Genomic DNA, 26,148 nt, shown 5'->3' with positions numbered 1-26,148 from the left:
AAACTATTTAACCATCCCGGCCAAAGCCTCGATAAACACTGGACTATCGTTTAAGCTCTCTACTAACTGAACATGTTCACCGCCCAAAGCCTTAAACTCTTCGTGGTACTCTACCGTGATTTCGTAAAGCGTTTCTAAACAATCGGCCACAAAAGCAGGGCTAAAAACCAAAAGGCGTTTTTTGCCTTCGCCAGCCAATTTTTTCAACACATCGGTAGTATAGGGTTGTACCCATGGCTCTTTCCCTAAGCGCGATTGGAAACAAACAGTATATTGATCTTTCGAAAGATTTAATTCTTTGGCAATTAATCTGGCTGTGTCATGTCCTTGTGCGGAATAACAGAATTTATTGGTATCGTTTAATGTCTGGCAGCAATCGGCACTTTTCAAACAGTAACTTCCAGTATGATCGCACTTTAACAATTGACGCTCAGGTAAGCCATGGAAGCTGAATAACACGTGATCGTAGCTTTCTACATGATGTTTTCTGGCATTTTCTGCAAAAACTTTAATCATCAGTTCGTTATCATGGAATGAATTAACAAATGATATTGGTGGAACCGTTGGCCATTTGCTCACCAGCTCCATTACCAATTGCATTACCGAACCAGTACTGGCAGAGGCATATTGAGGAAACATCGGGATAACCTGAATGGACTCTACCAAACCCGCTTTTAAGTTTGCCAGCGCCGATTCTATTGATGGACTTTGGTAACGCATGGCCAGTTCTACATGATAATTGTCTCCCAATCTTTCCTGCAGCATTTTAGCCTGTAACCTACTGTAATACAATAGTGGCGAACCATTTTCATTCCAGATTTCTTTATATAATTTTGCTGTTTTAGGACTACGAAATGGAACAATAATACCTTTAACCAATAATGTCCTGTTCAACTTAGGGATATCGATTACCCGCTCGTCCATTAAAAATTGATCTAAGTATTTTCTAACATCTGCCGTTGCCGGACTATCAGGTGTTCCTAAATTTACCAGTAAAATGCCCTTTTTGCTCATCTATAAGAATATGTTTCGTGGCGCAAATATCGCCTTTTTATTGTTTTTTCCCTATGCTTAAAATGTGATTGCAAACATTTTTTAGTCAAAGAAGTGTTATTTCATACTTCCAAAGGCTATTGAGGAATAGTGTGTGAATACATAGTGAAAGCTTCCCGTCATAAGTAGTGCAAAATCGTTAGTAATTATTTAAAATTAAACTTTAAATCACATTAATGTGTTGTCAGATGTTACCATCTGACAGTTAGATCAAGTAAAAATTACTTGGAAATTAGTTAGTGTAGGATGATAACATCCAACACCATAGATAAATCGCATAAATGTGCTGTCAGATGCTACCATCTTGGCAGTTAGATCAAGTAAAAATTACTTGGAAATTAGTTAGTGTAGGATGGTAACATCCAACACCATAGATAAATCGCACAAATGTGCTGTCAGATGTTACCATCTGGCAGTTAGATCAAGTAAAAATTACTTGGAAATTAGTCAGTGTCGGATGGTAACATCTGACACCACGATCAGCATTACCCCTTCGACTTATACAGTTGCCACCAGGGCATACCCGGTTTTTGGTGATGTTCTAAATGATAGCCAAAAAAGTAACAGGTAATGAAGGCAACAAAATGATTTTTCTGCAAGGTAGAAGAATGATATTCATTATCATGCTCCCCCTTATGCGGCAAATAGGTTCCAAAATAAAATAGCTGAAAAGTGCTTAATAAGGATGGCAGTACCCAAAAGAGCAGCAGATTCTTTTCATCGATCCAGATTTTCAAAACATTATAAGCTATGGCCATAATTACCAATTGAATTATAGTGACATAATTCAGCATGAAACGAAAATACCATTTCCAAAAGCCATGTGGCGCAAAATCCGGATCTTTTTCGGTATGTACATGACGGTGGTGTTGGTGATGTTTCACATACAAACGGTTATAAAAAAAACCTGCGTAGAGAAAAACGGAAAGATAGCCAATAAAATTATTTGCCTTTTGGTTCGGCGATATTGTTCCGTGCATAGCATCGTGGGCAGTAATAAACAAACCGGTGTACAAATGCATCTGAAGAACAATCATCAGATAAACCAAGGGATTGCTCCAGGTAAAATTCCATGTAAGCAAGAAATAAAGGGAAACAAACCAACAGATAACTACGGTTAGTGCAACCAGAATTCCGGTATGTGGGTTTACAGCTTTCAATGGCTTTTATTTTATTTCGTCATGCTGAACTTGTTTTACAAGTAGAAATATTATTTTCAATTGCCCTGTAGCTACTATGTGGTCAGCATCTTTACTCGATGTATAGACCCTGAACTAAATTACCTTCGGTGAGCTCGCTTAAGGCTCGGTTTACTTCGTAGCTTTCTGCTACGCTACAGGTAAGGGTGAAGCCCCTCTTGATAAATCTAGTATTTTTCCAAAGCCGCTTTAACCTTTTCCATCAACCACATTGGTGTAGATGTAGCACCGCAGATACCAACTTTATCGTTTTCTTTAAACCAGGTTTGATCTAACTCTTCAACATTCGAAATGAAATAAGAATTATCGTTGTGTTTTTTACAAACATCATACAGCACTTTCCCGTTAGACGATTTCTTGCCTGATACGAAAACGATTTTATCATAATGACTTACAAAATCTTCAAGCTCTTCGTAACGGTTAGATACTTGCCTGCAAATGGTATCGTTAGCCTTAACTTCATAACCACGGCTCAATAACTCATCCTTAATGTGATAGAATTTATCGGTGCTTTTAGTGGTCTGACTATATAGGGTAAATTTAGCAGGCAATTCTACATTATCCAGCTCGGCCAGATCCTGAAAAACAATCGCCTTACCATCTGTTTGGCCTTGTAATCCGATTACCTCGGCATGCCCGTGCTTACCAAAAATAAGTACTTGCTCATCGTCGTCATGCGAATTTTTAATCCTGTTCTGTAATTTCAGCACAACAGGGCATGAAGCATCTATTAAAGTCAGGTTATTTTCTAAAGCCAGTTGGTAGGTTGAGGGCGCCTCACCATGGGCTCTGATTAAAACCTTTTCGTCTCTTAAGTTTTTTAAAACTTCGTGATCGATAATTTTTAATCCGCGATTGGTTAAACGCTCTACTTCTTCATCGTTATGCACAATATCGCCAAGGCAATATAAATAACCTTCGTTATCCAGAATATCTTCTGCCATTTCTATGGCATATACTACGCCAAAGCAAAAGCCTGATGATTTATCGATATTGACCTGTAAGTTTAAATTGCTCATTTTTTTCTTAGGATTAGTTATTTATCGTGGTAATGTCCCTTTGCAGAAATTACAAATACAGTAATAATCTCTTCATCGATTCTATAGACTAACCTATCTTTTTTATTTATTTGTCTTGACCAATAGCCCGAAAACCCAAATTTTAATTTTTCAGGTTTACCTATGCCGGATGAATGCTTAACTCTATAAAAATTTGCTGGAGTTTTTTAATGGAAGCTTTATCTCCTGATTTATGTATTTCAGCCAATTGTCTTTTAGCTTGATCCGTAATGTCTACAAAATACTTTTCCATATATTTTGAACATCCTTAACCCTTGTTAAACGTCCATTTTTCACATCATCCTCCCCTTTAGCTATTTCATTTATAAATTCAGGGCTATAGCTTTTTTCTTTTTTAAAAGTTACATTCAAAGCCTGTAACACAGCCTCAACTGCCAAAAGTTGCTTTTTATTTTTAGGCTGTACGATTAGTGTTTCCATGCTATAAAATTAATTAAAATAGTATCACAAAATTAAGCAAAAATATTTGTTCTGGTTGTCATGTATAAGACAACAAAAAAGATTAGCTGTGAAACGAACATCACGGCACCAATATATTTCTGTTGCTTTAGGCCCAAAGCATAGTAAAACTTCAGCAAAATTACCGAAACAATAAACCAGGCCACATAATTCTGAACAGGGATTTCATGCCAGTCCCACTGCCAATAATTAAATTTCATAGCTACAGGTTCCAAAAAGAAATCGAACCCGACCAGCATAAAAGCACCAAGCACTGAAGCCAAAATACTATGTCTGATTTTCATACTTTTCATCATTTGCCCAATACTGAAAATAAGGATTACCCAATTTACGCCCATTAATAATGGAACCGCAGCAACTTTGTATCCCAATGTATCTCCGTAATAATAGCTGCCAAATATCTTTCCGGTATGCACGCCCAATACCTCGACTAAAAAACCACAGAGAAATACACCTGAAACCAGCAACAATAAACGTTTCACATCGGCATTGTATGAAAAAACAATTACGGCAAACATCAGCAACAAATGAAAGGGAACCAGTTTGATAAAATAAGGCTGGGCAGCTGGAATTAAGAAACCAAGCAAGCCAACCATATGAAAAACGACAATTATTGCAACTGCAATCCTTTTAATCTTTAAATCGTTTTGATCGTTCTGCCCTTCCATGTGCTCGTTTTAAAAATATGTTTTTTTATAGAAATGAATGAAATGATTAAGAAGAACAACATCTGTAAGGGATGTAAAATCAGATTTATCAAAACATTTTGTCCCGATAAATAGGAGATCATTATTCTACTTAGTACTATTAAAGTTAATGGTAATACAAGTAAAGCAATATTAAAGTTTAAGATTAAAATTACTGGCCCTACAGTTACCAAAAGCTGGTAAAGTAATAATATTATGATGTTATTACCAAAACCTGCCAGTAAATTTTTACTGAAACCGTTTAAGCTTTCGCCTAAATTCTTGTACATCCTGCAATAGATCAGTCCGTTGGCCAAAAGGGCCTCGGCATTAAATTTTTCCTGTTTTATCAACTTCATAATCTCCACATCTTCTACAACCTGGTGTTTAACCCGCTCGTGCCAGTGGTTTTCTTTGTAATTACTGGCATTAAAAAACATACACTGTCCGCTTGCCGCTGCAAATGCTGAGTTTTTCGAAAGTTTAACCAATCGCAGTGGCAATAAATTTAGCAGTATAAAATGCATTAAGGGTACCGTTAACCACTCGCCTATCGATTTTATCGTTTGGTTGGTAAAAACACTTAACAAAGCCAGACCTCCAATTTCCATCCGGTTAATCAGGCTATTAATCAATCCTCTTTTTACTGATTCGTCTGCGTCGATAAACAAAAGATATTTCCCTGTAGCCAATTCGCTAAGCTGGTGGCAGGCATAATTTTTCCCAAGCCAGTTTTGAGGTAACGCTTTACCGCTTACCACTTTGAACTGTGGGTTTGTGAAGCAAAAATTTTCGACTACACCGAAAGTATTATCATCGCTGTTATCATCCAAAACAATCACCTCATAATTAGTGTAATCCTGATTTTTTATCGAAAAGAGTAGTTCTAAAATATCCGCTGCTTCATTTCGCGCAGGAATTAGGATCGAAACCTTATCATGATAGTGTTTAACCACTCTAGGCAACTTCGGATTAGAAAGGAAATTGAAAACAGTAACCGAAAATCTGATAACCAGGAAAATTAAAACGGCATAAATAAAAATTGTCATTCAATTAGCTGAGTTTGTTTAATAACCGATTGATCGTAATGTTTATTATAAGCACTTTTTAGCAATTGCAAACTTACATATTCTTCGTTCTCCCAGTGCTGCAAGTAAGTATAAGCTGATGGCTTTCTTTTCGAAAAATAATCAATAAAGGTGGCGGCAAAAATAATATTGATTTTTTTCTGACTGGCATTGATCATCTGCATCACTCCTTTTTCGAAACTGATATTTTTAAGATGGTTTGAATATAATTTACCCTGAGGGAATATAAGTACTAAATTTTCGGGGTTATTTAACAGTTTTCCTGCATAATTAAGCGTTTCTAAAACATCTTTGCCTTTATTTTCGGCAGCAAAAGCACCAAGATATTTTAAAAAACCAACTTTAGTATAGTTTTCGGCATTTACCAAAACATGAAATTGTTTCTTAAATACTTTTTTGTTGATGTAAAAAAGAAAAAAACCATCCCACCAGCTAAAATGATTGGCCAAAACCAATATAGCAGCATCTTGTTTAATTTCTACCTCGCCATATTTAAAAGCGGAAAAATCTTTTTTGATGATAAACTGGATGTACCAGGAGAAAAAGCTGAAGATCAAATTATTTTTTCTGGGCTGATACATTTCGGGAAATTGCAAAAAATTGGGATTAATTGCAAATTTCACAACAGTTATAGTCCTCGTTTGTAACGAGGATTAGCGAGGTGCACATTTGCAATGTGCTATTATCTCTATGATTTTAGCTCAAATATACCCGGTCTTCTTCACCTTCCACATCCATTACTACATCTACATGTTCTTTTAAGATGGTAGCCAGTTCAAGACCAACAAAATCGGTGGCAATGGGAAAAATTTTATGGCTTCGATCAACCAAAACTACCGTGCGTATTTTTTTATGTGGGGTATTTAAGAAAACGCCCAAGCCATAAGCAAGGGTTTTACCGCTGTTTAATACATCATCAACGATAATGATCACCTTGTTTTTCCAATGGCTTTCATCCAGATCTGTTGAAGCAACCAATTTACTGCTTTCTTTTTGCAGGTCGATACGCAGTAAGGTGATCTTAAAGCCCGAAATCTTTTTAAGTACTTTTTCTAATCTTAGTGCTAGTTTGTAACCACGGTCCCAAATACCAGCAAGCACCACTTCTTTCTCATTCAGGTTATCTTCTAAAATCTGATAAGCGATACGATCTATTTTCTGCTGAATTTGTTTCTTGTTAAGAATAAGTAATTGCGATGCCATTGTATAAAAAGGATTGAATACAAAAAGAACGATTTTAAGGCTGAAATTCAAACTATTTGAAAAATAATTTCGATTGTTTGCAACGTTTTCATCAGAGATGCGTCTAATCTATAACCAAAACACAAAATCGAAGTTATCGTTGCCTAAATGCTTCGTAACAATAGCTTCAGAATCATTTAACGAAAAAACGACTATGAAAACCCTTATCAAATCATCCGCCATTTTGTTTATCATCATAACCAGCTATATGGCCAAGGCACAAGAAACTAAAAGTTTCACGGTTAAAAACTTTAATAGCATTGGGGTAAGCAGTGGCATAGATTTATACCTCACCCAGGGTGGCGGCGAAAGTGTGAGTATAAAATCAGATTCTGAAACATTAAAAGACATTGTTGTTGAGCAAAGTGGCAGCAACGTGACCATAAAGTTTAAAGACGGCATCAACTGGGGCGGCCTGTTTAAAAACCGAACCATTAAAGCTTATGTAAGTTTCAAAAGCCTAAGTGCAATTGCAGCCTCTGGAGGATCGGATGTTTTTACACAAAATCAGATCAAAACAGATAAACTTGCTATTCGCTCGTCTGGTGGGTCAGATTTAAAGTTAACAGTTGTATGCAAAGATCTATCCATTCAATCAAGTGGTGGCAGCGATATCGATTTAAAAGGCAAGGCAGAAAATATGACCATTCAATCTAGTGGCGGTAGCGATATCGATGCTTATGAATTAATTACAGATTACGCAAAGGTACAGGCCTCCGGTGGTTCTGATGTAAATCTTTATGTAAATAAAGGCTTGGAAGCCAGTGCAAGTGGTGGTGGTGATGTAAGTTATAAGGGAAATGCTTCACTTAAGAAAACATCAAGCTCAAAAAGTGGAGATGTGCACCACGTAAATTAAAAATTTAGTTTAGTTAATGATAATGCGCTGCTTTGTGGATACAAAGCGGCGTTTTTTATTCGGTGATTGCACAGATTAATAGATTACACAGATCCTGATCATTAAAGGCTAAGCAAGAAACCTTCAGCCTTTCTATCCTCTATCTTTTTTTGTACGGATAGTAAATAAAGTTGGCCCCTTCAGGAACAATCACAAATACGCACATAAAATCTTCCGGTTTTTTATACACTTTTAAGAAGGATTCTTTTTTTTCCTTGCTGATGATTCCTTTTTCTACAAACTCCTCTAACGTAGAGGCTTGTATTGTCCAATCGGTATTAAGTTCTTCTTTGTTTAAGATAAGTTCGCCAATGTTCACCTCGTGTTGGTGTGCAATAAAAATTGGATGGGCAGAAATGCCTTCAACCATAATCTCGATTGCTACTTCTTTAATCGCATCAGCATAGAACTCCAGGTCTTTTTCTAAACTTACCAGCGGACTTTCCTGCTTTTTTTGTGGTGTTCCGTTATCTTCGGGCGTTGCGCCTAATAATTCTTCTCTATCCATTTCAAGGTAAAAGTTTTATGGTTTAAAGTATAGGGTTTAATATGACAACATTTGATTTTAAGGTTATAGCCTTAAACCTTTTGCCTTACGCCTTAAACCTTAATAATACAACGTTCTCTACGTGCTGCGTATGCGGAAACATATCTACAGGTTTAATACGCACCACGTCATATTTCTCTTTCAACAATTCTAGGTCTCGTGCCTGAGTGGCCGCATTACAGCTTACATAAACAATTTTTTCAGACTCCATTTCCAACAATCTCTGTACGACATCTGCATGCATACCAGCGCGTGGCGGATCGGTTATGACCACATCTGGTTTACCATGGGCCAGGATAAATTCTGAAGTAAGTATATCTTTCATATCTCCAGCATAGAAAATCGTATTATCGATACCATTTAATGCGGAGTTAAATTTTGCATCTTCAATAGCGGTTGGCACATATTCTACCCCTACAACCTGTTTTACGTTTTTTGCAATAAAATTTGCAATCGTCCCGGCGCCAGTATATAAATCATAAACCAGTTCATCGCCTTTAAATCCGGCAAAATCCCTGGTAATTTTATATAATTCGAAAGCTTGTTCTGAATTGGTCTGATAAAAAGATTTCACTCCAATTTTAAAACGGATGCCATCCATTTCTTCGAAAATATGATCGCGACCTGAGAAAACCACCACATCCTGATCAAAAATGGTATCGTTTTTCTTTTGGTTAACGATATACAGCAAAGAGGTAATCTGTGGAAATTCATTTTTTAGGAAACCCATCAAACCATCAACCTGTATCTGTTCGGGATAAGCAAATACCACTGCAACCATCACCTCTCCTGTGCTAGAAGTACGGATAATCAGGTTACGCAAAACGCCTTCATGGTTACGCAGGTCGTAAAACGACAGGTCGTTTTCTAAAGCATATTTACGGACAGCGTTTCTGATCGAATTAGAAGGCTCATCCTGTAGATAACAATGTTCGATATCTAAAATTTTATCGAATCGCAATGGTACGTGAAAACCCAGTGCGTTCATATCAAAATCTTCATCGCGTTCTACATCGGTTTTTTCTAACCAGCGTTTGTTCGAAAAAGTAAATTCTAATTTATTACGGTAATATCTGTTTTTTTCTGAGCCTAAAATCGGTTCTGTTCCCGAGGTATCTATTTTACCTAAACGCTGTAAAGCCGCCTCAACATTTTTCTGCTTAAATTTTAATTGAGCATCGTAACCCATATGCTGCCATTTGCAACCGCCACAGGTTCCGAAATGAGGGCAAAAAGGATCAGTACGCAACGCTGATTTTTCATGAAGCTGATCGATTATTGCTTCAGCAAAATTCTTTTTCTTTTTGGTCAACCGAACATCCACCACATCACCAGGAACGGCTTTATCAACAAAAATAACCAATTCGTCAGCCTTGCCAACACCTTTTCCTTCTTCAGCAATATCGATTATATGTACGTTTGGAACAATAGTTACCGTACCGGGTTTTCTTCTACTCATTATTTTGCAAAGATAGAAAAAAGAGGTTAAAGGTAGAAGGCAGAAAGGTGGAGGGTTTAAAACCCGGTTAATCAAGAAAGATTAGGCAATACTGTCTTGTTCGAACGAGGATTGTTCGTTAAGAAAAATTAGATTTCAAAATTATTTTCCAAAAAATTTAAATGCCGCGCCCCAAAAGCCATCTAACCAGTTAAATTTTAGGTCAAATTTTTCATCTACCAGTACAGAAAACTCTAATATTTCTTTGCTCATGATAAAAAACCTATCTATTTAAGCAATAATACGAAATTCATACCAAAAACCGAAACGGTATAAATTAACTTTGTGTTAATTTTACATCAAAAGGTTAAACCACTCCTTTTACAACAACCAGAATCACGATCTATTGATTTTCAGTTCCTTATTTGATAACTAAATATAAATCCGTAACTTAAGGTATCATTCACATAAAAATGGAGGTTCATTATGAACGTTATCCGTAAAATTGAACATTGGGGAGATGTTCATCATTCAAAATGGCTAGATTATCTTCGGATCGTACTTGGCCTGATCATTTTTGGAAAAGGTGTTTCTTTTGTTAGCGACACTTCGGTTCTTCAAAACATGATTACACAAAACAACGTATTTGGTTTTTCTGGCATGCTCATCAGTGTCGCCATTCACGTTGTTGCATTTGCGCATTTGGTTGGGGGTGTTTTAATTACATTAGGTTTAGTTACCCGCTTTGCCGTTGTCATTCAGATTCCAATCTTATTGTTTGCCGTATTTTTCGTTAACCTTACACCCGGTTTCTCCACACCGAATTCGGAATTGTGGTTTTCGGTATTGGTACTGTTTCTGCTCATCATGTTTTGGGTAGTAGGTTCAGGCCTTTTATCGGTTGATGAAGGATTGAAACGCAAAACAGGCAAGCGGTACGCCTAAACAACATTAAATATTCTTAGTATCTTTCGCTTTTACGAACGATGATGAAAACGAAGATACTTTTTGCACTGCTTTTTGCGGGATTGGGATGTTACGCACAAAATTCGACTGATGAATATTTCAAACTAACGCGGGCTGGTTTCTTAGAAAAAAACGCCTACGAAACCACTGCTTTTGTAGAAAAATACTTCCGTGTACCCGGCAACACAGGCTTTAATGCCAGTATCCATTATGTTGAGAACATCCTTAAAAAGGCTGGTTTTGTACAACAGAAGCAGAATGAGTTTGAAGCTCCTTTAACTTATCGCATCGAAAAAAGAGCGATGAAAAATAGCACCTGGGAGCCCGTTGATGCCAATATTGATATTGTTGGAGAAACAAAACCGCTCATTTCCTACAAAACTAACCGCAACATGATTCCAATCAATTGCAGATCAACACCTGCAGGAGGTGTTACGGCTAGTGTAGTTTACATTACCAACGTATTACCTGCCGAAATAGAGAAAATGGATCTGAAAGGGAAAATCCTATTTTCTGAGAACAGTCCATCGCGCCTGCTTCAAATAGCCGCAAAAGCCGGAGCCATTGGCGTGTTGGGCTATTCGATGCCAAAGTATACTCAACCAGATATACATCAAACTTCTATCCAGTTTGGAAGCATGAAAGCCAATAGTGAGGTATGGACATTGCTTTTATCTTATGCTGCCAAAGAAAAGTTAAAAGTGGCCTGTTTAAAAGGCGAGACTAAATTGAAAGTAAATATTCAGACTAAAATTTATCCCTCTGAAGAATTAACGATAGTAGCAAACGTTAGAGGCAGTTCAAATCCTAATGAACGTTTTGTATTCAGCGCCCATGTTCAGGAACCTGGGGCAAACGATAATGCAAGCGGCGTTGGCACATTAGCTGAAATGGCAAGATTAACAGCAGCATTATATCAGGCAAAAAAGATTGACCCTAAGCGCAGCCTCACTTTTTTATGGGGCGATGAAATTGTATCAACAAGGAGATATATTACCGAAGATACCGCCCGGGCCAAGGGTATTATGTGGGGAATGAGTTTGGATATGGTTGGCGAGGACACTAAAAAAACTGGCGGCTCCTTTTTGATTGAAAAAATGCCTGATCCGTCAGCCATCTGGACAAGGGGAACAGATAAACATACCGAATGGGGCGCAGGCGATGTTACGGAGAAAGATCTTTTCCCACATTATTTTAACGATTTCATCTTCGATATCTGCAAAGCTCAGGGCAAATTTGCCAATTGGACGGTTAACTATAATCCGTTCGAAGGTGGTAGTGACCACACACCATTCTTGCAAAATAAAATCCCAGGATTACTGATGTGGCACTTTACCGATGTGTTCTACCATACGGATAATGACAGGATTGATAAAGTTTCGCCAACCGAAATGAAAAATGTAGGGATAAGCGCTTTAACTACCGCCTATACTTTAATTTCTGCAGACGAAAATACTGCGATAGCCACTGTTTCGCAAATTAAAAACGATGCTTTAACGCGCTTAAAAACCGAATTTGAACTGAGCAAAAAAGAAATTGCAAAAGGAAAAGCCGCAGCTAATGAGAAACACATTATTGAAGTGTGGGCCAAATGGTATACAGATGCTTTGGCAACGGTAAACAAAATGCCTGTAAAACCCGAAACTACCAGAGTTGGTTCGGCCATTAAGGTTGCTACTAACGAGATCGAAAAACAAACGAAGGTATATTTAGAGGAGTTGAAATAGATTGATGCCTAAACCAAAAGCAATAGTTATCGGTGCCGGAATTGCTGGAATTGCATCGGCTATCCGTCTTTCCGTAAAGGGTTATGAGGTTGATGTTTTTGAAGCTAATTCAAAACCTGGAGGTAAGCTGGCAGAAATAAAAATGAACGGTTTCAGGTTCGATGCCGGCCCCAGCCTCTTTACCATGCCCCACTACGTGGATGAGCTCTTTAAATTGGCAGGTAAGAACCCTGAAGATTATTTTGGATACATCAAACTAAAAGAAATTTGCCGTTATTTCTACGAGGATGGTTTAAGGCTAAATGCAAGCGCAGATCTTGATGAATTTGCAAAGGAAATAGAAGAGAAGACAGCTTCAACTGCAAAAGAGGTTGAGCGCTATTTAAACAAAAGCAAAACCATTTACGATGTTACCCACCGTGTATTTCTGGAAAGAAGTTTACATAAAATTAAAAGCTATCTGCACTGGGATACCTTAAAATCTATATTCCGTTTTGGCCAGATTGATGCTTTTAGAACACAGGCAAAAGCAAACCGATTTTTCTTTAAGGACGATAGAATAGCACAACTTTTTAACCGTTATGCCACCTATAATGGTTCCGATCCCTACCAGGCACCGGCCACATTGAATGTGATTCCGCATTTCGAGTACCATTATGGAGCCTTCCTTCCAAAAAATGGGATGTACAGTATTGTTACTGCCCTGGTAAAGTTGGCAGAAGAGTTAGGAATAAGGTTTCATTACAATCAAAAGGTAGAAGAAATTATATATGCTAATGATCCTAAACCCGAAGTACAGGGCGTAAAAGTTAATGATAAAACCTATAAGGCTGATGTTGTTGTTTCGAACCTCGATATCTGGTTTACTTATAAAAACCTGCTTAAAGGCATAGCTCAACCTAAAAAGTTATTAAACCAGGAACGGAGTAGCTCTGCTCTGATCTTTTACTGGGGCATGGATGGAAATTACAGCGATATGGGCTTGCACAACATCTTTTTCGCTGAGGATTACCAAAAAGAGTTTAATGCCATATGGAAAGATAAAACCATCAGCAGCGATCCAACGGTGTACGTGAACATCAGCTGTAAACATATCAGGGGTGATGCACCAACAGACAGCGAAAACTGGTTTGTAATGATAAACGTTCCTGCCAATAACGGTCAAAACTGGGATGTATTGATCAAAGAAGCCAGGGCAAATATTATCCAAAAAATCAGTCGTATTTTAAACAGAAATATTGAAAAAGACATTACCTGTGAGCAGATTTTAGACCCCAGAAGCATTGAAAGCAAAACCGGTTCTTATCAAGGTTCTCTATATGGTAACAGTTCCAACAATCAGTTTTCTGCCTTTTTAAGGCATTCCAATTTCAGTTCGAAAGTTAAAAATCTATACTTCTGTGGAGGCAGTGTACATCCGGGCGGAGGAATTCCGCTGGCATTATTATCGGCTAAGATAATTGATGATGAAATTAGTTCAGTAGTTCATTAGCCATTGGTTAATTGGTAAACCTATCTGCTTATTAATTAATCGAGTAAAGACTAGAGACTAAGGACTGCAGACTATCGATTGTTCTTAATGGCTTCTTCTAACTTTTCGCCATCCAGATCAAATGCATCTACAATTAATTTAGCTTTGGTATAAAAAGGATCACGTTCCTGAAGTTTTATTTTGATAAATTCTAAAAGCTGCTCATCATCCAGATCTTTAATCAACGGACGCTTTTGGCGGTTATGTAAACGTGATACCAATGCAGCAGGCTCCATTTGCAGGTAAACCGTTTCACCATTTGCATTCATCCATTCCATGTTATCGAAGAAACACGGCAATCCGCCTCCAGTAGCTACCACACAGGTTTCTGGATAATCGAAGGTTTTAAGCATTTCGCTTTCATAATCCCTAAAGCCACTTTCTCCATATTCGGCAAAATATTCGGCAATGCTTTTACCCGTTTTTGAAACAATTTCGGCGTCAAGATCAATTACAGGGCATTCTAAACGATGTGCCAACTGTTTTGCCTTTGTACTTTTGCCGCAGCCCATATATCCGATAAGGAAAATCTTCATGTATCTCTCTTTTTGCTTAGACCTTATAATAGATTGTCGCGTTTTAACATAATATAATCGGTTACAGGTGGTGTAAAACCTTCTTTTTTCAACAAAGTTACAACCTGTCCGCGATGATAAGTAGAATGATTAAATAAATGAAATAAAATTTCGTCTAATCGGTTTTCGTACTGAGCACCTTGTGTGTTGCTGTACAAAATCTTTTTATCTAATGTATTGTCTTTCAATACCGTCCTAATCAACTTAAAATTTTCAGCGGCAATACTTTCAAAGTTTTCCTTATGATGAATATCCCAAACACCATAAAGTGGCTTCTTACCCGAAATCCGTTGCGCCCAAATATGCTGCGCATTAAGTACGTGGCTAAACAATCGCTCTGCATCGGGCATTTCAGTTGTTGCAAACTTAAATATTTCAATGATGCGTTGATCGGCAAGCTCAGTATAGTTTATAATTTCTTCTTCGCGCATAACCTAACTTAATTTAACTCTTGGATCGACATAAGCATATAAAATATCAACCAGAATATTGATGACTACAAATACGAAAGCAATAAAAAGAATAGATCCCATCACCACCGGAAAATCAGACATTTCTAAAGCGGTTACTGTTGTTCTGCCCAATCCATTATAGCCGAAAATGTACTCTACAAAGAAAGAACCCGCCAGCAAAGAGGCAAACCACCCTGAAATGGCCGTAATTACCGGGTTCAGGGCATTTTTTAAAGCGTGTTTATAAATTATGGCATTTCTACTTAAGCCTTTAGCCCTGGCAGTTCTGATATAATCCTGCGCCAAAACATCCAGCATTGCGCTTCTGGTTAACTGTACAATAATCGCCAAAGGTCTCAAACCAAGGGTAATCATCGGCAGCCATAGGTTTCTTAAGGTTAATACTTCACCATTAAAGGGATCGTAAGAATATAAGCTTCCGCTCATTTTTAGACCTGTATAATTGCTCAGCACAAAGCCGAACAGCCAGGCAATAATAATCCCTGCAAAAAAAGAAGGTGCTGATATGCCTAGAATGGCAAATGCATTGGCCGATTTATCAATCCACGAATCTTTATAAACCGCTGAAAGCACACCCAAAAACACGCCGATTATTGTTGCAAAAATCATCGCTGTTAAAGCCAGGATAAAAGTATTTGGTACCGTTTCGGAAAGTATAGCTGTTACATCGCGCTTGGTCTGGTAAGAACTGCGGAGATAAGGCCATTTTATCACCAGGGCTTTTTTATCAAAAGCCATCAATTTTGCATAATGATATTTCTGTTGATTGGTACTATCATTATCCAGAATGCTAATTGGCGATAAATCGTTAATGTATAAAACGAACTGAACAGGTTTGGATCGGTCTAAGCCAAATTCTTTACGAACGGCTTCGAGCGATTGTACATCGGCCCTTTGCCCCATCGTCATCCGTGCAGGGTCGCCAGGTAAAATATTAAACAGCACAAAAACAACCAATATTACACCGCCCATTACCAGCAGCCCATACATCAGTTTTTTTAATGCGTATCCGATCATGTTTATTTATCGAAATATTTCCGGCTGAGTTGGTCGAAAGTGGGTACGTTATGAAAATGCCATTTATTGATTACCACTCCGTTTTTCATCAATAAAACACCAGGATTTGCCCTTACCATACTTTTTAAAGGTACAGCATCAGCATAAAAAACCTCCGAAAACAGGTTGTTCTTTTTGATAAAAGCCTGCGCATCCTGAGCCGAATTGGACGTAAGCAATACCGTGCGGATATTAAACTGCTGCGTAGCGTTTAAAGCCAATGCGTTTAGTTTACCGATGGCGCCCTCGTTTGCAGCATGAAGATCATAAGCTACGAAAATCAAATTATAATAAGGGTTTTCGATCAGTTCCTTGGTATAATCGGTGCCCGACGCATCAGTAATGTTCAGATCTTTGATTTTAGGTTCAAAACCTTTTTTAACCAGTCTTTTTGCCGGTTCACCGATAATTTCCCAATTGTTATCCTTCCAGATTTCCGTTTTAAGATAGGCTTTATCGCTCATATCTTTCTCTTCATTGGTTTTCTTGTTCTTTAAGTGATACATGATCTCAAATTCATCTGGTTTTTCTCCCGGAGGGATCACCATTAGTGATGGAAGATGTGCACCAACTTTATAAGGCAGGAAATCGATAATCGGCAAAACATTGTAAGTATACAAACCAAAACCTAAAGATATAACCGTTACTGCAATGGCAATATTTCTTTGAGTGGCTTCTTTTTTAAATAATGGCTGGATCAGGTTCTTGTTTAGGAAAATAACAATGATCAGCGCTAAAAGGATCAGATCTTTACTAAACGACTGCCATGGGGTGAGCGGAATGGCATCGCCAAAACAGCCACAACTGGTAACTACTTTGAATGCTGCAGATATAAATGTGAGTAGGGTAAAAAAGATAATGAGTAGCAATAAACCCCAAGCCACCTTTTTACTCCAGAAACCGAATAGCAATAAGGCACCGAGAACAATTTCTAAAGTACAAAGTAAAATGGCAATAGCGGTGGCCATTCCACTCAGGAAATTCATGTGAAAAACTTCAAAATACTCCTGTAATTTATAGCCAAAGCCAAGCGGATCGTTTGCTTTGATCAATCCTGAGAATATGAATAAAGCACCGACAAAAATCCTGGAAAATCGTAAAAGTATGTTTCGCATCTGTATGTATCTGTTTTTTAAAGGCTATTATGCATTTACTTAACCCCAAGTTTGATCAGTGCAAAAACCGAATAGTTCAACATATCCTGATAATTCGCATTAACACCTTCTGAAGCCAGGGTTTGTCCTTCGTTATCTTCTATCTGTTTAACCCTAAAAATTTTCATTAAAATCAGGTCGGTTAATGAGCTAATGCGCATATCGCGCCAAGCTTCGCCATAATCGTGGTTCTTGGCAAACATTAAATCTTTAGTTTCCGTTACCTTTTCTTCAAATCGTTTTTCTACTTCGGCATAGGGCATCTCATTCGGATCACTTTCGGTCAGTTCGAGCTGCATCATGGCGATAATACAATAGTTTACAATTCCGATATACTCCGATATCACCCCCTCTCCTACTTTACTTACTTTTTTTTCTTCAAGGGTACGGATGCGCTGTGCTTTGATAAAAATCTGATCGGTTATCGAACTTGGTCTTAAAATCCGCCATGCAGTGCCATAATCTTTAGTCTTTTTTAAAAATAATGATCTGCAAACTGCAATCACTTCATCAAATTCGGTAGAGGTATTTGTTTGTGCCAAAGCCAATAATTATTTAGTTTTTAGTGTATTTTTGTCATGAAAAAACAAAAGCTAAAGATACATTTTTAAAGCGAAACCCAAATCCCGAAAGGGTTTATTATGGCAGAAAAAAACTTTTTTGAGCCCAAACAAAGCTTAAATATTAAAGGTAAGCTTATCGATTTAAGCAGTCCAAAAGTGATGGGTATTTTAAATATCACCCCCGATTCTTTTTATAGCAACAGCCGCACAAAATCAATAGACGAAGCTTTAACCAAAACAGCCCAGTTCCTTGATGAAGGCGCTGCATTTATCGATATCGGCGGATACTCATCAAGACCTGGCGCTAAAGACATTTCTACCAGTGAAGAGGTTGACCGTTTGGTGCCCGTGGTGGAAAGTTTGGTAAAGGCATTTCCCGAAGCGGTTATTTCTATCGATACCTTCAGGGCAAAAGTAGCAGAAGAAACGATTTCTGCCGGCGCGCATATCATTAACGATATTGCCGCTGGAGATATGGACGAACAGATGTTCGAAACAGTGGCTAAATTACAGGTACCCTATATGATGATGCACATGCAGGGCACACCACAAAATATGCAGCAAAACCCTGTTTATGCCAATGTATTATTGGAAGTAATTGATTACCTGGCTAAAAAAGTTGCAGCGCTTAAGGCGCTTCATGTTCACGATTTAATTATTGACCCTGGTTTTGGATTCGGGAAAACAATCGAACATAATTACGAACTGCTTAAGCAGCTGGAGGCCTTTAAAATTTTCAAACTTCCCATTTTAGTAGGATTCTCGCGTAAAGGAATGATTTATAAAACACTCGGAACTTCAGCAGCAGAGGCCCTGAACGGAACTTCTGTACTCAATACCATTGCACTACAAAAAGGAGCGGGCATTTTAAGGGTACATGATGTTAAGGAAGCAGTGGAGTGTGTGAAGTTAGTTGGGATGCTGCGTTAAGCTGCTGCTGTAAGAAAACACCATTGGATAATTATTTGTTATTAGATGCTGAAATGAATTCAGGATAACGCCTCTCCTTAGATTCGTCCTGCTGAACTTGTTTTATTAGCAGTTTTATTGTTTTAAAGGCCTAATAGCTACTTCGTGGTCAGCATCTTTTTTTGGGTAAAGACCCTGAAACAAGTTCAGGGTGACGATCCTAAAAAAACAATTAACCAATTTAAACAGTTAACCTATCTTGCTTGTAAACTGAAAACCGTTTTGCTATCTTGCCATTGATGAAAGGATTAGATTTTGATTTCGTAAAATTCACCATTACCGACGTGGTAGACATTGTGCTTGTGGCGCTTTTAATCTATTACGTTTATACCCTAATCCGCAATACGCTAGCTGTTAACTTGCTGGTTGGTATGCTGATCATTGCCATATTTTATCGCGTTGTTGATGCTTTGCACATGAAACTGCTTACGGCCATCATCGAGAAGTTTATGAGTGTGGGGATCATTGCGCTGATTGTAATTTTCCACCCAGAGATCAGGCGTTTTCTCTTGCTGATCGGAAAAAATGCTTTTTTGCAAAAGAACAAAGCCTGGTGGGGATATTTATTTGGCAGAAAAGAAATTGAAAGGAATAATTTAACCCGTATAAAACCAATTATTGATGCCTGTAAAAGTATGAAGAAAACACGCACAGGTGCATTAATGGTATTTGTTAAATTTTACGACGAACAGTTTTTCGCCAATAGCTGCGAACTTGTTGATGCCAAAATATCGAAACGTTTATTAGAGAGCATTTTTCAAAAAAACAGTCCGCTGCATGATGGTGCCGTAGTTATTTCGGAGAACAAAATTAAAAGTGCAAGCTGTATTTTACCTTTAACGGATAACGACCAGTTACCCTCGCAATTTGGCTTAAGGCACCGTGCTGGTATTGGTGTTTCTGAAACGACCGATGCCGTTGCAGTAATTATATCAGAAGAAACCGGAGAAATATCATATGCCAAACAAGGTAGGGTAAGAATGAATGTTTCGTTTGGGGAATTAGAGAAATTGCTGAATAAGGATTTTTAGTAATCACAGATTTTGAGATTTCAGGTGATTATACAGATAAGAGTGTTGTCATTCTGAGTACAGTGAAAACCTGCGTAGCAAGCATGAATGCCTTTTAAATCTTAAACACATCATGAATAATCCCTAACCTATGAAAACAATCCTTCGACTACACTCAATATGACGAACCGAGGGGTATATTCCGCGTTTTCTGTGTTTCCGTGGCAAAAAACACTCCAATTCCAGCAGCAATCACAATTAAACGCAAAAATGGTGAATGTTTCCACTCACCATTTCTTTATCATTTAAATTACCTTCTTATCGGTATAATCCAATAATCCGTGTAATCAATTTTTAGCAGTATTCTTCAAAAGCACCGATCAGGTTATCAGCGATCATTTGTGCCGGACGGCCTTCAATCTGGTGACGCTCGATCATGTGAACCAATTTACCATCTTTAAATAACGCCATTGCCGGAGAAGATGGAGGGAAGGGCATCATGTAATTTCTAGCCTGATCTACTGCTTCTTTTTCCATCCCTGCAAAAACAGTAACCAATTTATCAGGGTGTTTCTCGTGTGCTGCTGCTGCTCTGGCGGCCGGGCGAGCATTTGCTGCCGCACAACCACATACCGAATTTACCACGACCAACACAGTTCCTTCGCCTTTAATCGCTTGATCTACGTCTTCTGCGTTTTTTAATTCTTGAAAACCTACGTTAGTTAATTCCTTACGCATTGGCTCTACTAAATATTCTGGATACATTATCTTAGTTTTTTATTTACAATTTCAATGCTACAAAAATAAGAAAATCGAATGGCATGCACCATTCGATTTATATTTTTAAGGTAAAATTAAATTTAGCTTATTTCACATCCCTTAAAAGCTCTTCGAACATATGTGGATTTGCAACCACACCTACAATGATAAGTATAAACATAACCACCATTAGTGCACTTAAAATTGTAGCAATCATTCCACAAATCTTACCAGCTTTAGCATTTTTGTACGATGATTCAGTGTACAAACTTGGATTAAGCTCATACTTTTTTATATCACCTGCACCTAATATCCAAGCAATTACACCAAAAATTAACCCAAATATCCCATAAAAGCAACATGCGGGTATAGCTATAATACCCAATACTAGCGAAGCTGTAGCGTTTGGCAGGTTCTGCTGACCAAAACCTCCTCCTCCAAACTGTCCAAATGGTGGTGGTTGCTGAAATGGTGGTGGGGTTACCGGACCATTGCCTAATGGCGCAAATGGTGCAGGTTCTGGATTTTTATCTTTTGAAAGATCAATCGGTTTATTTTCTTGAGGAGTTTCCTGTTCTTCTGACATGGCTATATTTAGATCAATTGGTGAGTGTATATTTTGTAAATGTAATTGATTAAAATAATTACTGCAACACTTGCAAAAACGATTTTTATCAGCTGTGCCCCAAACTTAAAATCGACCTTAAGGTGAACTATGGTAAATACCATCACAAAAATGAGTGGAATTGTTGCGGGATAAAACTTAAATGATGCGATTAAATCGCCCCGAAATAACGCCAGAACCGACCGTTGTAAACCACAGCCTGGGCAATCGAATCCAAAATTCGTCTTAAAGGGGCAACTGAAAAGATGCTCCCCTATCCAATCGAGAAAACTATGTTGCGGTTGAGCCATCTATATCGCCAATAAATTTGATCTGTGCATCTTTCCAAACTTTATATTTTTCCAGATCTTTAAGCACTTGCCTATACACCAGGTTTAAGATATAGATATCATCAACAAAACCTAAAACAGGTACAAAATCAGGGATCACATCTATCGGAGACAAGAAGTAGACCAAACCACCCAAAATAGCAACGATCGATCTTTTCGGAATTTCGGTATAATCGCCGTTCACATAATCTTTTGATACGGCAAACAACAGCACCAGTTTCGACCAAACACCTTCCAGATCACCTTTATTGGTTACTGCCTTTCCTAATGCATCTTTAATCGTGTTGCTGGCTTTTGTTTTATCACTTAGAATTACCGAAGCTTTGCTTTGCGATTTTTTAAAGAAACCTAGTATTTTCTCCCTATTCAATTTCATAGTTAACTGTATTACAAATTAACGGCCAAAAGCATCATAATTGTCTTCGGCATATTTGGTAAAGCGATCCAATAGTACAATATTTTTATTCTCGATAGCCGTTAAATCGTTATCCACATTGTTTTTAACAGGCACGTACCATTCTACGGGATCGAAAAAATTTCTAAAAGTTTGTTTTTTAAAGGCATAACCATGTCTGGCGAAAATGGTGTTTTTTATAATCTGCAGATCAAGCTTTCTTAAATTCTTCACATCTTCTTCCTTTAACAGGGCTGTTGATGCATTTAATTTAAAAATCTGTTCAGATGCGCTTCTGTAAAAAGTATTTGCGCCTAACGAATCTACACTTCCATCTTCAAGGGTATCTAATTGCGCTACCATTTTGTGGTCGCTCCAGTCTACATATTCCATTTCTGTTGGCAACATGCGGCTTGCATTATATTCGAAAGCCTTTTTTAATAATTTAAATTCTTTTTCCAGCCATTTCAGTTCCTTTTTATAAGCATTCCATTTACCAATTAAGGTGTCGCCAACAAGGGTGATTTCAAATTTCCCATCGTATTTATCTGTACCAGGTTCATCCAGAACGAAGGTAATTTTACCACCATCTTCTGATATTTTACCCAATAGTGGGCGGCTATTGCCAGAAACCACACTTTGCGCAATCACCGTATCTTTAGTTATTTTTTTTATGTTGATATTCAGTTTTTTAACCGCATCAGACATATCTCCTTCGTATTCTAACTCATCTGTTGTGTAAAAATCGCCAACCCAAAAACCATAAAGTTCCTTATGGATTTCCTGCTGTGCAATGCTTGTTGCTTTTTCTTTGTTTGTTTTTTTGGTATCTCTGCATGAAAGCATCAAAAAGGGAATGAGCGCGAATAATAAGATTTTTTTCATCGGTATATATGTTAGGGTCAAGTAAATTTCTTTTTGATCAGCCATTCGGCGATTAACAAATTGGGTATCCAGCCCAACCAGGCAATAATCTGGTAAACATCCATTGGTGCCGGGTGAAATAAATATACTAAAATAACTTTCCATAGCCTTAAAGTTATCGCAGAGGTTGCCAAAGCAAAACTACGGTACATAAACTTTTTATGGGCTATTATTTCTCTTTTTAAAATAACCAGAATCGCCTTTAGGGTAAACCAGAACCACAAAATGCCTAAAATGATAAATGAGGTTTTAGCCATTAATCCTCCGTTTGCAAACCAGCCGATAAAAATACCAGACGGCGCGGCAAGTAACAATACGGAGCCTGCATACAAGTAGCCCAAGCATTTATGTATTTTGGGATATTTAGCTAAAATTTTAGGATTAAACTGTGTAAAACCAGCCAGTAGTACAAATATGGCACTATAGACATGGATGTAAAATATGGGAAGATAGGCTTTGATTCCTGATACTTCAGTCTGTTTGATCTGTAGAAAAGACACTTCACTATTCAGTGGGATATACCGTAAAGTAATCTGCACCATTAACATAAAGAAATAGGCAAAAAACAATAGCCAGGCTACACGTTTATAGCTGATGCTTTTCATTTATTTTGTTAAACAGTAATAACTCATGATCCTAAGCGTAAAAAAGATGAGGATGTTTTTCATTGCGAATAACATTAATAATATAAAAAAAATGTCAAACTGAGCTTGCAAATTGCCTTAAAAGTTCTAGACATGTTAACATTGACAGATTTCAATAGAATAGTCGTCATCTCGACTGTAGCACAGCGAAATGGAGAGATCTATGTACCAAATTATTGAAATCAACTTTGAAAGATTTCTCCACTGCGGTCGAAATGACGATACTTCGAGCCCATTCACTTTCTTTATCTATCTGTCATTCAAATTGATTTTTATATAATAAATTATGCCTAAGACTGACATGCCTAAATGAGATTTATTAGATGGAAGAAGATTTCATCATCTCCAAAATATCATCAACATATTTACGCTCATTGGCTAAACGTGGCACCTTATGTTGCCCGCCAAGTTTATCTTTCGCTTTTAACCAATTATAAAAGGTATTTGCAGGTGCATTGTGTACTTTAGGACGGGCTAAAGCCATATCCTTAAAACGTTTGGCATCATAATCGGAATTAACTTCACGCAGAGTCTGATCCATAATATCTACAAACTTTTCAAAATCGTTAGGTTGTTTATCGAATTCTATGATCCACTCGTGCCCACCAGCTTTTTCATCTTTAAAGTAAATCGGTCCGGCGGTATAATCTTTAATTTCAGCACCGGTTTCCTGGCAAGCTTTGGTTAAGGCCTGTTCTGCATTGTCGATAATCACTTCTTCGCCAAAGGCATTGATGAAATGTTTGGTACGTCCGGTAATTTTAATGCGATAAGGAGAAAGTGAGGTAAATTGAATGGTATCGCCGATCATGTAACGCCATAAACCACCATTTGTAGAAATAACAATAGCGTAATTTTTATGCAGCTCTACTTCGCCCAGCAATAATGCTTTAGGATTTTCTTCACAGATATTCTCCATCGGAACAAACTCATAGAAAATGCCATAATCCAGCATCAGCAACATTTCTTCTGAATTATCCTGATCCTGAATACCGAAAAATCCTTCCGATGCATTATAAGTTTCCAGATAATACATTCCATCGGACGGAATCAGCTGTTTAAACTGTTCACGATAAGGCGCGAAATTTACTGCACCATGGATATACAATTCGAGATTTGGCCAAACTTCCAGTAAATGCTGCTTTCCGGTAAGTTCGAGCACCTTTTTGGCCAATACAATAGTCCATGTTGGCACACCTGAAATGCTTGTTACATTTTCGTTGATGGTGGCCTCGGCCATTCTATCCATTTTGATTTCGTAATTATCCATCAATGCGATAGACATATCAGGCGTGCGGTAATATTCGGCCCAGATAGGCAGGTTTTTGATCAGCACGGCAGATAAATCACCATAAAAACAATCTTCGTTTAACTGATTAACCTGATGGCTTCCACCTAACACCAAACCTTTTCCGGTAAACATCTGGTTATCAGGACGATTATTACAGTAAATAGAAAGCATATCCTTGCCTCCTTTAAAATGGCACTCTTCTAACGATTCCGGAGAAACAGGAATAAACTTACTCCTATCACTTGTGGTACCTGATGATTTTGCAAACCATTTGATATCGGATGGCCATAGAATATTCTGTTCGCCATTAAGCATACGCTCAATGTAAGGCTTCAGCGTATCGTAGTTTTGGATAGGAATACGCTCCTGATATTGTTGTGGAGTTAAGATTGATTTATAATCGTACAGTTTGCCCCATTCGGTATTTTCGGCACTATCAATCAAGCTATGGAACCACTCTTCCTGAACATCATACGGATATTTCATAAAAAGCTCGATCTGGTGGATCCGCTTTTTCATTAACCAGGTAAAAATTGAATTTACAAATGCCATTTTTAAATGTTAAAATTAATGAGCTTCATTTTACCACAGATTTTCACAGATAAGCACAGATTTTTATACAGCGTAAATAATTTTATAGCAGTTTGTTTTAACATCGCGATTAGGCAACACACCAAATTAGAATTTGTTTGTCGGCAGAAATACTTTTGTTGGTGATTAATTTATTAAACATCAAATTTCTTGCGTTTCAGTACGAAGTTCGATCCAAGATAAACTTTTCTTACCATTTCATTCTCAGCCAACACCTCCGGAACACCCTGTTCTAAAATTTTTCCTTCAAAAAGCAGATATGCCCTATCGGTAATGGAAAGCGTTTCCTGTACGTTGTGATCGGTAATTAAAATGCCTATGTTTTTATGTTTCAGTTTGGCAACAATACTTTGAATTTCCTCTACCGCAATGGGGTCTACCCCTGCAAAGGGTTCATCCAATAAGATAAAATTAGGGTTGGCGGCTAAGGCACGTGCAATTTCGGTACGGCGGCGCTCGCCACCTGATAATAAATCGCCGCGGTTTTTACGTACTTTGTGTAAACTGAACTCATTGATGAGCTCTTCGAGTTTATCACGCTGTTCTTCCTTGGTCAATTTGCTCATTTCCAAAATGGCCAGGATATTATCTTCTACGGTAAGTTTTCTAAAAACAGATGCTTCCTGGGCTAAATAACCGATTCCTTTTTGCGCCCTGCGGTACATCGGATCTTCTGTAATATCTTCTTCTTCCAAGAAAATGCGGCCTTCGTTTGGTTTAATTAAACCAACAATCATGTAAAAGGAAGTTGTTTTTCCGGCACCGTTCGGGCCTAAAAGACCAACAATTTCCCCCTGGCTTACGTTAAAAGAAACATTGTTTACAACAGTACGCTGCTTATATTTTTTAACCAGATTTTCGGCTCTTAATATCATATA

32 protein-coding genes are annotated in these 26,148 nt (G+C 37.8%); 6 read left to right on the top strand and 26 right to left on the bottom strand.

The genetic code is table 11. The annotated features are described in order from the left end of the window. Positions 1-3: 3 nt before the first annotated feature. The 10 genes from hemH to AC1RJ8_RS05285 form a co-directional block, all read right to left on the bottom strand. Positions 4-1,014 (bottom strand): ferrochelatase, encoded by a 1,011-nt coding sequence (gene hemH / locus AC1RJ8_RS05330; protein WP_492952847.1) that lies wholly within the window; start codon positions 1,012-1,014, stop codon positions 4-6. A 524-nt stretch (positions 1,015-1,538) separates the two neighbouring features. Then, the gene (locus tag AC1RJ8_RS05325) at positions 1,539-2,213 is read right to left on the bottom strand and encodes a fatty acid desaturase (RefSeq protein ID WP_492952846.1); all 675 of its coding nucleotides are present in this window, start codon (positions 2,211-2,213) and stop codon (positions 1,539-1,541) included. 206 nt (positions 2,214-2,419) lie between these two features. Then, the gene (locus tag AC1RJ8_RS05320) at positions 2,420-3,271 is read right to left on the bottom strand and encodes a 4-hydroxy-3-methylbut-2-enyl diphosphate reductase (RefSeq protein ID WP_492952845.1); all 852 of its coding nucleotides are present in this window, start codon (positions 3,269-3,271) and stop codon (positions 2,420-2,422) included. Between the two features lie 17 nt (positions 3,272-3,288). Then, complete coding sequence (locus AC1RJ8_RS05315; protein ID WP_492952868.1) at positions 3,289-3,381, bottom strand: hypothetical protein; 93 nt, start codon at positions 3,379-3,381, stop codon at positions 3,289-3,291. A 50-nt stretch (positions 3,382-3,431) separates the two neighbouring features. After that, positions 3,432-3,563 (bottom strand): hypothetical protein, encoded by a 132-nt coding sequence (locus AC1RJ8_RS05310; RefSeq protein WP_492952844.1) that lies wholly within the window; start codon positions 3,561-3,563, stop codon positions 3,432-3,434. After that, entirely contained in the window at positions 3,545-3,751 is a 207-nt protein-coding gene (locus AC1RJ8_RS05305) for a DUF2683 family protein (protein ID WP_426327582.1), read from the bottom strand. The genes AC1RJ8_RS05310 and AC1RJ8_RS05305 overlap by 19 nt, the downstream gene beginning before the upstream one ends. Positions 3,752-3,783: 32 nt before the next feature. Next, positions 3,784-4,458 carry a carotenoid biosynthesis protein gene (locus tag AC1RJ8_RS05300; RefSeq protein WP_492952843.1) on the bottom strand — a complete coding sequence of 225 codons (675 nt, stop codon included), beginning with the start codon at positions 4,456-4,458 and terminating at the stop codon, positions 3,784-3,786. Beyond that, positions 4,428-5,525, bottom strand: a complete 1,098-nt coding sequence (locus AC1RJ8_RS05295; protein ID WP_492952842.1) for a glycosyltransferase family 2 protein — start codon at positions 5,523-5,525, stop codon at positions 4,428-4,430. The genes AC1RJ8_RS05300 and AC1RJ8_RS05295 overlap by 31 nt, the downstream gene beginning before the upstream one ends. Continuing rightward, entirely contained in the window at positions 5,522-6,187 is a 666-nt protein-coding gene (locus AC1RJ8_RS05290; RefSeq protein ID WP_493008029.1) for a 1-acyl-sn-glycerol-3-phosphate acyltransferase, read from the bottom strand. Before AC1RJ8_RS05290 ends, AC1RJ8_RS05295 begins: the two co-directional genes overlap by 4 nt. 73 nt (positions 6,188-6,260) lie before the next feature. Continuing rightward, positions 6,261-6,767 carry a phosphoribosyltransferase family protein gene (locus AC1RJ8_RS05285; protein ID WP_131532897.1) on the bottom strand — a complete coding sequence of 169 codons (507 nt, stop codon included), beginning with the start codon at positions 6,765-6,767 and terminating at the stop codon, positions 6,261-6,263. Between the two features lie 193 nt (positions 6,768-6,960). Between AC1RJ8_RS05285 and AC1RJ8_RS05280 the strand changes: the two genes are divergently transcribed. Further along, on the top strand, positions 6,961-7,665 hold the full coding sequence (locus AC1RJ8_RS05280; protein WP_492952840.1) for a head GIN domain-containing protein: 705 nt from the start codon (positions 6,961-6,963) through the stop codon (positions 7,663-7,665). 139 nt (positions 7,666-7,804) lie between these two features. Here the strand turns inward: AC1RJ8_RS05280 and AC1RJ8_RS05275 are convergent, their stop codons facing one another. From AC1RJ8_RS05275 to AC1RJ8_RS05265, 3 genes are all read right to left on the bottom strand, one after another. Then, a complete protein-coding gene (locus AC1RJ8_RS05275) occupies positions 7,805-8,212 on the bottom strand; it encodes a hypothetical protein (RefSeq protein WP_492952839.1) in 408 nt (135 codons plus the stop codon). Between the two features lie 85 nt (positions 8,213-8,297). Continuing rightward, on the bottom strand, positions 8,298-9,710 hold the full coding sequence (rlmD, locus tag AC1RJ8_RS05270) for a 23S rRNA (uracil(1939)-C(5))-methyltransferase RlmD (RefSeq protein ID WP_492952838.1): 1,413 nt from the start codon (positions 9,708-9,710) through the stop codon (positions 8,298-8,300). A gap of 141 nt (positions 9,711-9,851) precedes the next feature. Next, positions 9,852-9,962, bottom strand: coding sequence for a hypothetical protein (locus AC1RJ8_RS05265; RefSeq protein WP_029275619.1), 111 nt, complete (start codon positions 9,960-9,962; stop codon positions 9,852-9,854). A gap of 213 nt (positions 9,963-10,175) precedes the next feature. Here AC1RJ8_RS05265 and AC1RJ8_RS05260 point away from each other — a divergent pair, with 213 nt between their 5' ends. The 3 genes from AC1RJ8_RS05260 to crtD are packed head-to-tail and all read left to right on the top strand — an operon-like array spanning position 10,176 to position 13,874. Further along, a complete protein-coding gene (locus AC1RJ8_RS05260; RefSeq protein ID WP_492952837.1) occupies positions 10,176-10,634 on the top strand; it encodes a DoxX family protein in 459 nt (152 codons plus the stop codon). Positions 10,635-10,678: 44 nt separating this feature from the next. Continuing rightward, positions 10,679-12,382: a M28 family peptidase gene (locus AC1RJ8_RS05255; protein WP_492952836.1), complete on the top strand. Its 1,704-nt coding sequence runs from the start codon at positions 10,679-10,681 to the stop codon at positions 12,380-12,382. Positions 12,383-12,386: 4 nt separating this feature from the next. Then, positions 12,387-13,874, top strand: coding sequence for a 1-hydroxycarotenoid 3,4-desaturase CrtD (crtD, locus tag AC1RJ8_RS05250; protein ID WP_492952835.1), 1,488 nt, complete (start codon positions 12,387-12,389; stop codon positions 13,872-13,874). Between the two features lie 71 nt (positions 13,875-13,945). On the opposite strand, the gene AC1RJ8_RS05245 is transcribed toward crtD, so the two are convergent. The 5 genes from AC1RJ8_RS05245 to AC1RJ8_RS05225 are packed head-to-tail and all read right to left on the bottom strand — an operon-like array spanning position 13,946 to position 17,713. Further along, positions 13,946-14,449 carry a shikimate kinase gene (locus AC1RJ8_RS05245; RefSeq protein WP_492952834.1) on the bottom strand — a complete coding sequence of 168 codons (504 nt, stop codon included), beginning with the start codon at positions 14,447-14,449 and terminating at the stop codon, positions 13,946-13,948. A 23-nt stretch (positions 14,450-14,472) separates the two neighbouring features. Then, positions 14,473-14,919, bottom strand: coding sequence for a DinB family protein (locus tag AC1RJ8_RS05240; protein ID WP_492952833.1), 447 nt, complete (start codon positions 14,917-14,919; stop codon positions 14,473-14,475). A 3-nt stretch (positions 14,920-14,922) separates the two neighbouring features. Further along, positions 14,923-15,978, bottom strand: coding sequence for an ABC transporter permease (locus tag AC1RJ8_RS05235; RefSeq protein ID WP_492952832.1), 1,056 nt, complete (start codon positions 15,976-15,978; stop codon positions 14,923-14,925). A 2-nt stretch (positions 15,979-15,980) separates the two neighbouring features. Continuing rightward, positions 15,981-17,132: a BT_3928 family protein gene (locus AC1RJ8_RS05230; RefSeq protein ID WP_492952831.1), complete on the bottom strand. Its 1,152-nt coding sequence runs from the start codon at positions 17,130-17,132 to the stop codon at positions 15,981-15,983. 35 nt (positions 17,133-17,167) lie between these two features. Further along, on the bottom strand, positions 17,168-17,713 hold the full coding sequence (locus AC1RJ8_RS05225) for a DUF1599 domain-containing protein (protein WP_131032057.1): 546 nt from the start codon (positions 17,711-17,713) through the stop codon (positions 17,168-17,170). Between the two features lie 99 nt (positions 17,714-17,812). Here AC1RJ8_RS05225 and folP point away from each other — a divergent pair, with 99 nt between their 5' ends. Together folP and cdaA are read left to right on the top strand one after the other, a co-directional pair. Then, complete coding sequence (gene folP / locus AC1RJ8_RS05220) at positions 17,813-18,664, top strand: dihydropteroate synthase (RefSeq protein ID WP_492952830.1); 852 nt, start codon at positions 17,813-17,815, stop codon at positions 18,662-18,664. A 278-nt stretch (positions 18,665-18,942) separates the two neighbouring features. After that, on the top strand, positions 18,943-19,734 hold the full coding sequence (cdaA, locus tag AC1RJ8_RS05215) for a diadenylate cyclase CdaA (protein ID WP_086549174.1): 792 nt from the start codon (positions 18,943-18,945) through the stop codon (positions 19,732-19,734). Positions 19,735-20,067: 333 nt separating this feature from the next. On the opposite strand, the gene AC1RJ8_RS05210 is transcribed toward cdaA, so the two are convergent. From AC1RJ8_RS05210 to lptB, 8 genes are all read right to left on the bottom strand, one after another. Further along, complete coding sequence (locus AC1RJ8_RS05210) at positions 20,068-20,478, bottom strand: BrxA/BrxB family bacilliredoxin (RefSeq protein ID WP_492952829.1); 411 nt, start codon at positions 20,476-20,478, stop codon at positions 20,068-20,070. A gap of 100 nt (positions 20,479-20,578) precedes the next feature. Then, a complete protein-coding gene (locus AC1RJ8_RS05205) occupies positions 20,579-21,058 on the bottom strand; it encodes a CCC motif membrane protein (RefSeq protein WP_492952828.1) in 480 nt (159 codons plus the stop codon). Between the two features lie 8 nt (positions 21,059-21,066). Then, positions 21,067-21,387 carry a DUF2752 domain-containing protein gene (locus AC1RJ8_RS05200; RefSeq protein WP_492952827.1) on the bottom strand — a complete coding sequence of 107 codons (321 nt, stop codon included), beginning with the start codon at positions 21,385-21,387 and terminating at the stop codon, positions 21,067-21,069. Continuing rightward, on the bottom strand, positions 21,368-21,802 hold the full coding sequence (locus tag AC1RJ8_RS05195; RefSeq protein ID WP_492952826.1) for a YkvA family protein: 435 nt from the start codon (positions 21,800-21,802) through the stop codon (positions 21,368-21,370). The genes AC1RJ8_RS05200 and AC1RJ8_RS05195 overlap by 20 nt, the downstream gene beginning before the upstream one ends. Before the next feature lie 18 nt (positions 21,803-21,820). After that, positions 21,821-22,705: a YARHG domain-containing protein gene (locus AC1RJ8_RS05190; protein ID WP_492952825.1), complete on the bottom strand. Its 885-nt coding sequence runs from the start codon at positions 22,703-22,705 to the stop codon at positions 21,821-21,823. Positions 22,706-22,722: 17 nt separating this feature from the next. Beyond that, entirely contained in the window at positions 22,723-23,349 is a 627-nt protein-coding gene (locus AC1RJ8_RS05185) for a DUF2306 domain-containing protein (protein WP_492952824.1), read from the bottom strand. 358 nt (positions 23,350-23,707) lie between these two features. After that, positions 23,708-25,231: a GH3 auxin-responsive promoter family protein gene (locus tag AC1RJ8_RS05180; protein ID WP_492952823.1), complete on the bottom strand. Its 1,524-nt coding sequence runs from the start codon at positions 25,229-25,231 to the stop codon at positions 23,708-23,710. Positions 25,232-25,404: 173 nt separating this feature from the next. Further along, complete coding sequence (lptB, locus tag AC1RJ8_RS05175) at positions 25,405-26,145, bottom strand: LPS export ABC transporter ATP-binding protein (protein ID WP_057931148.1); 741 nt, start codon at positions 26,143-26,145, stop codon at positions 25,405-25,407. Positions 26,146-26,148 lie beyond the last annotated feature (3 nt).

It is taken from the genome of Pedobacter sp. GW822-FHT03F06, assembly GCF_058801365.1.
Note: the sequence above shows the minus strand (reverse complement) of the source record. Positions and strands in the feature narration are given on the sequence as shown.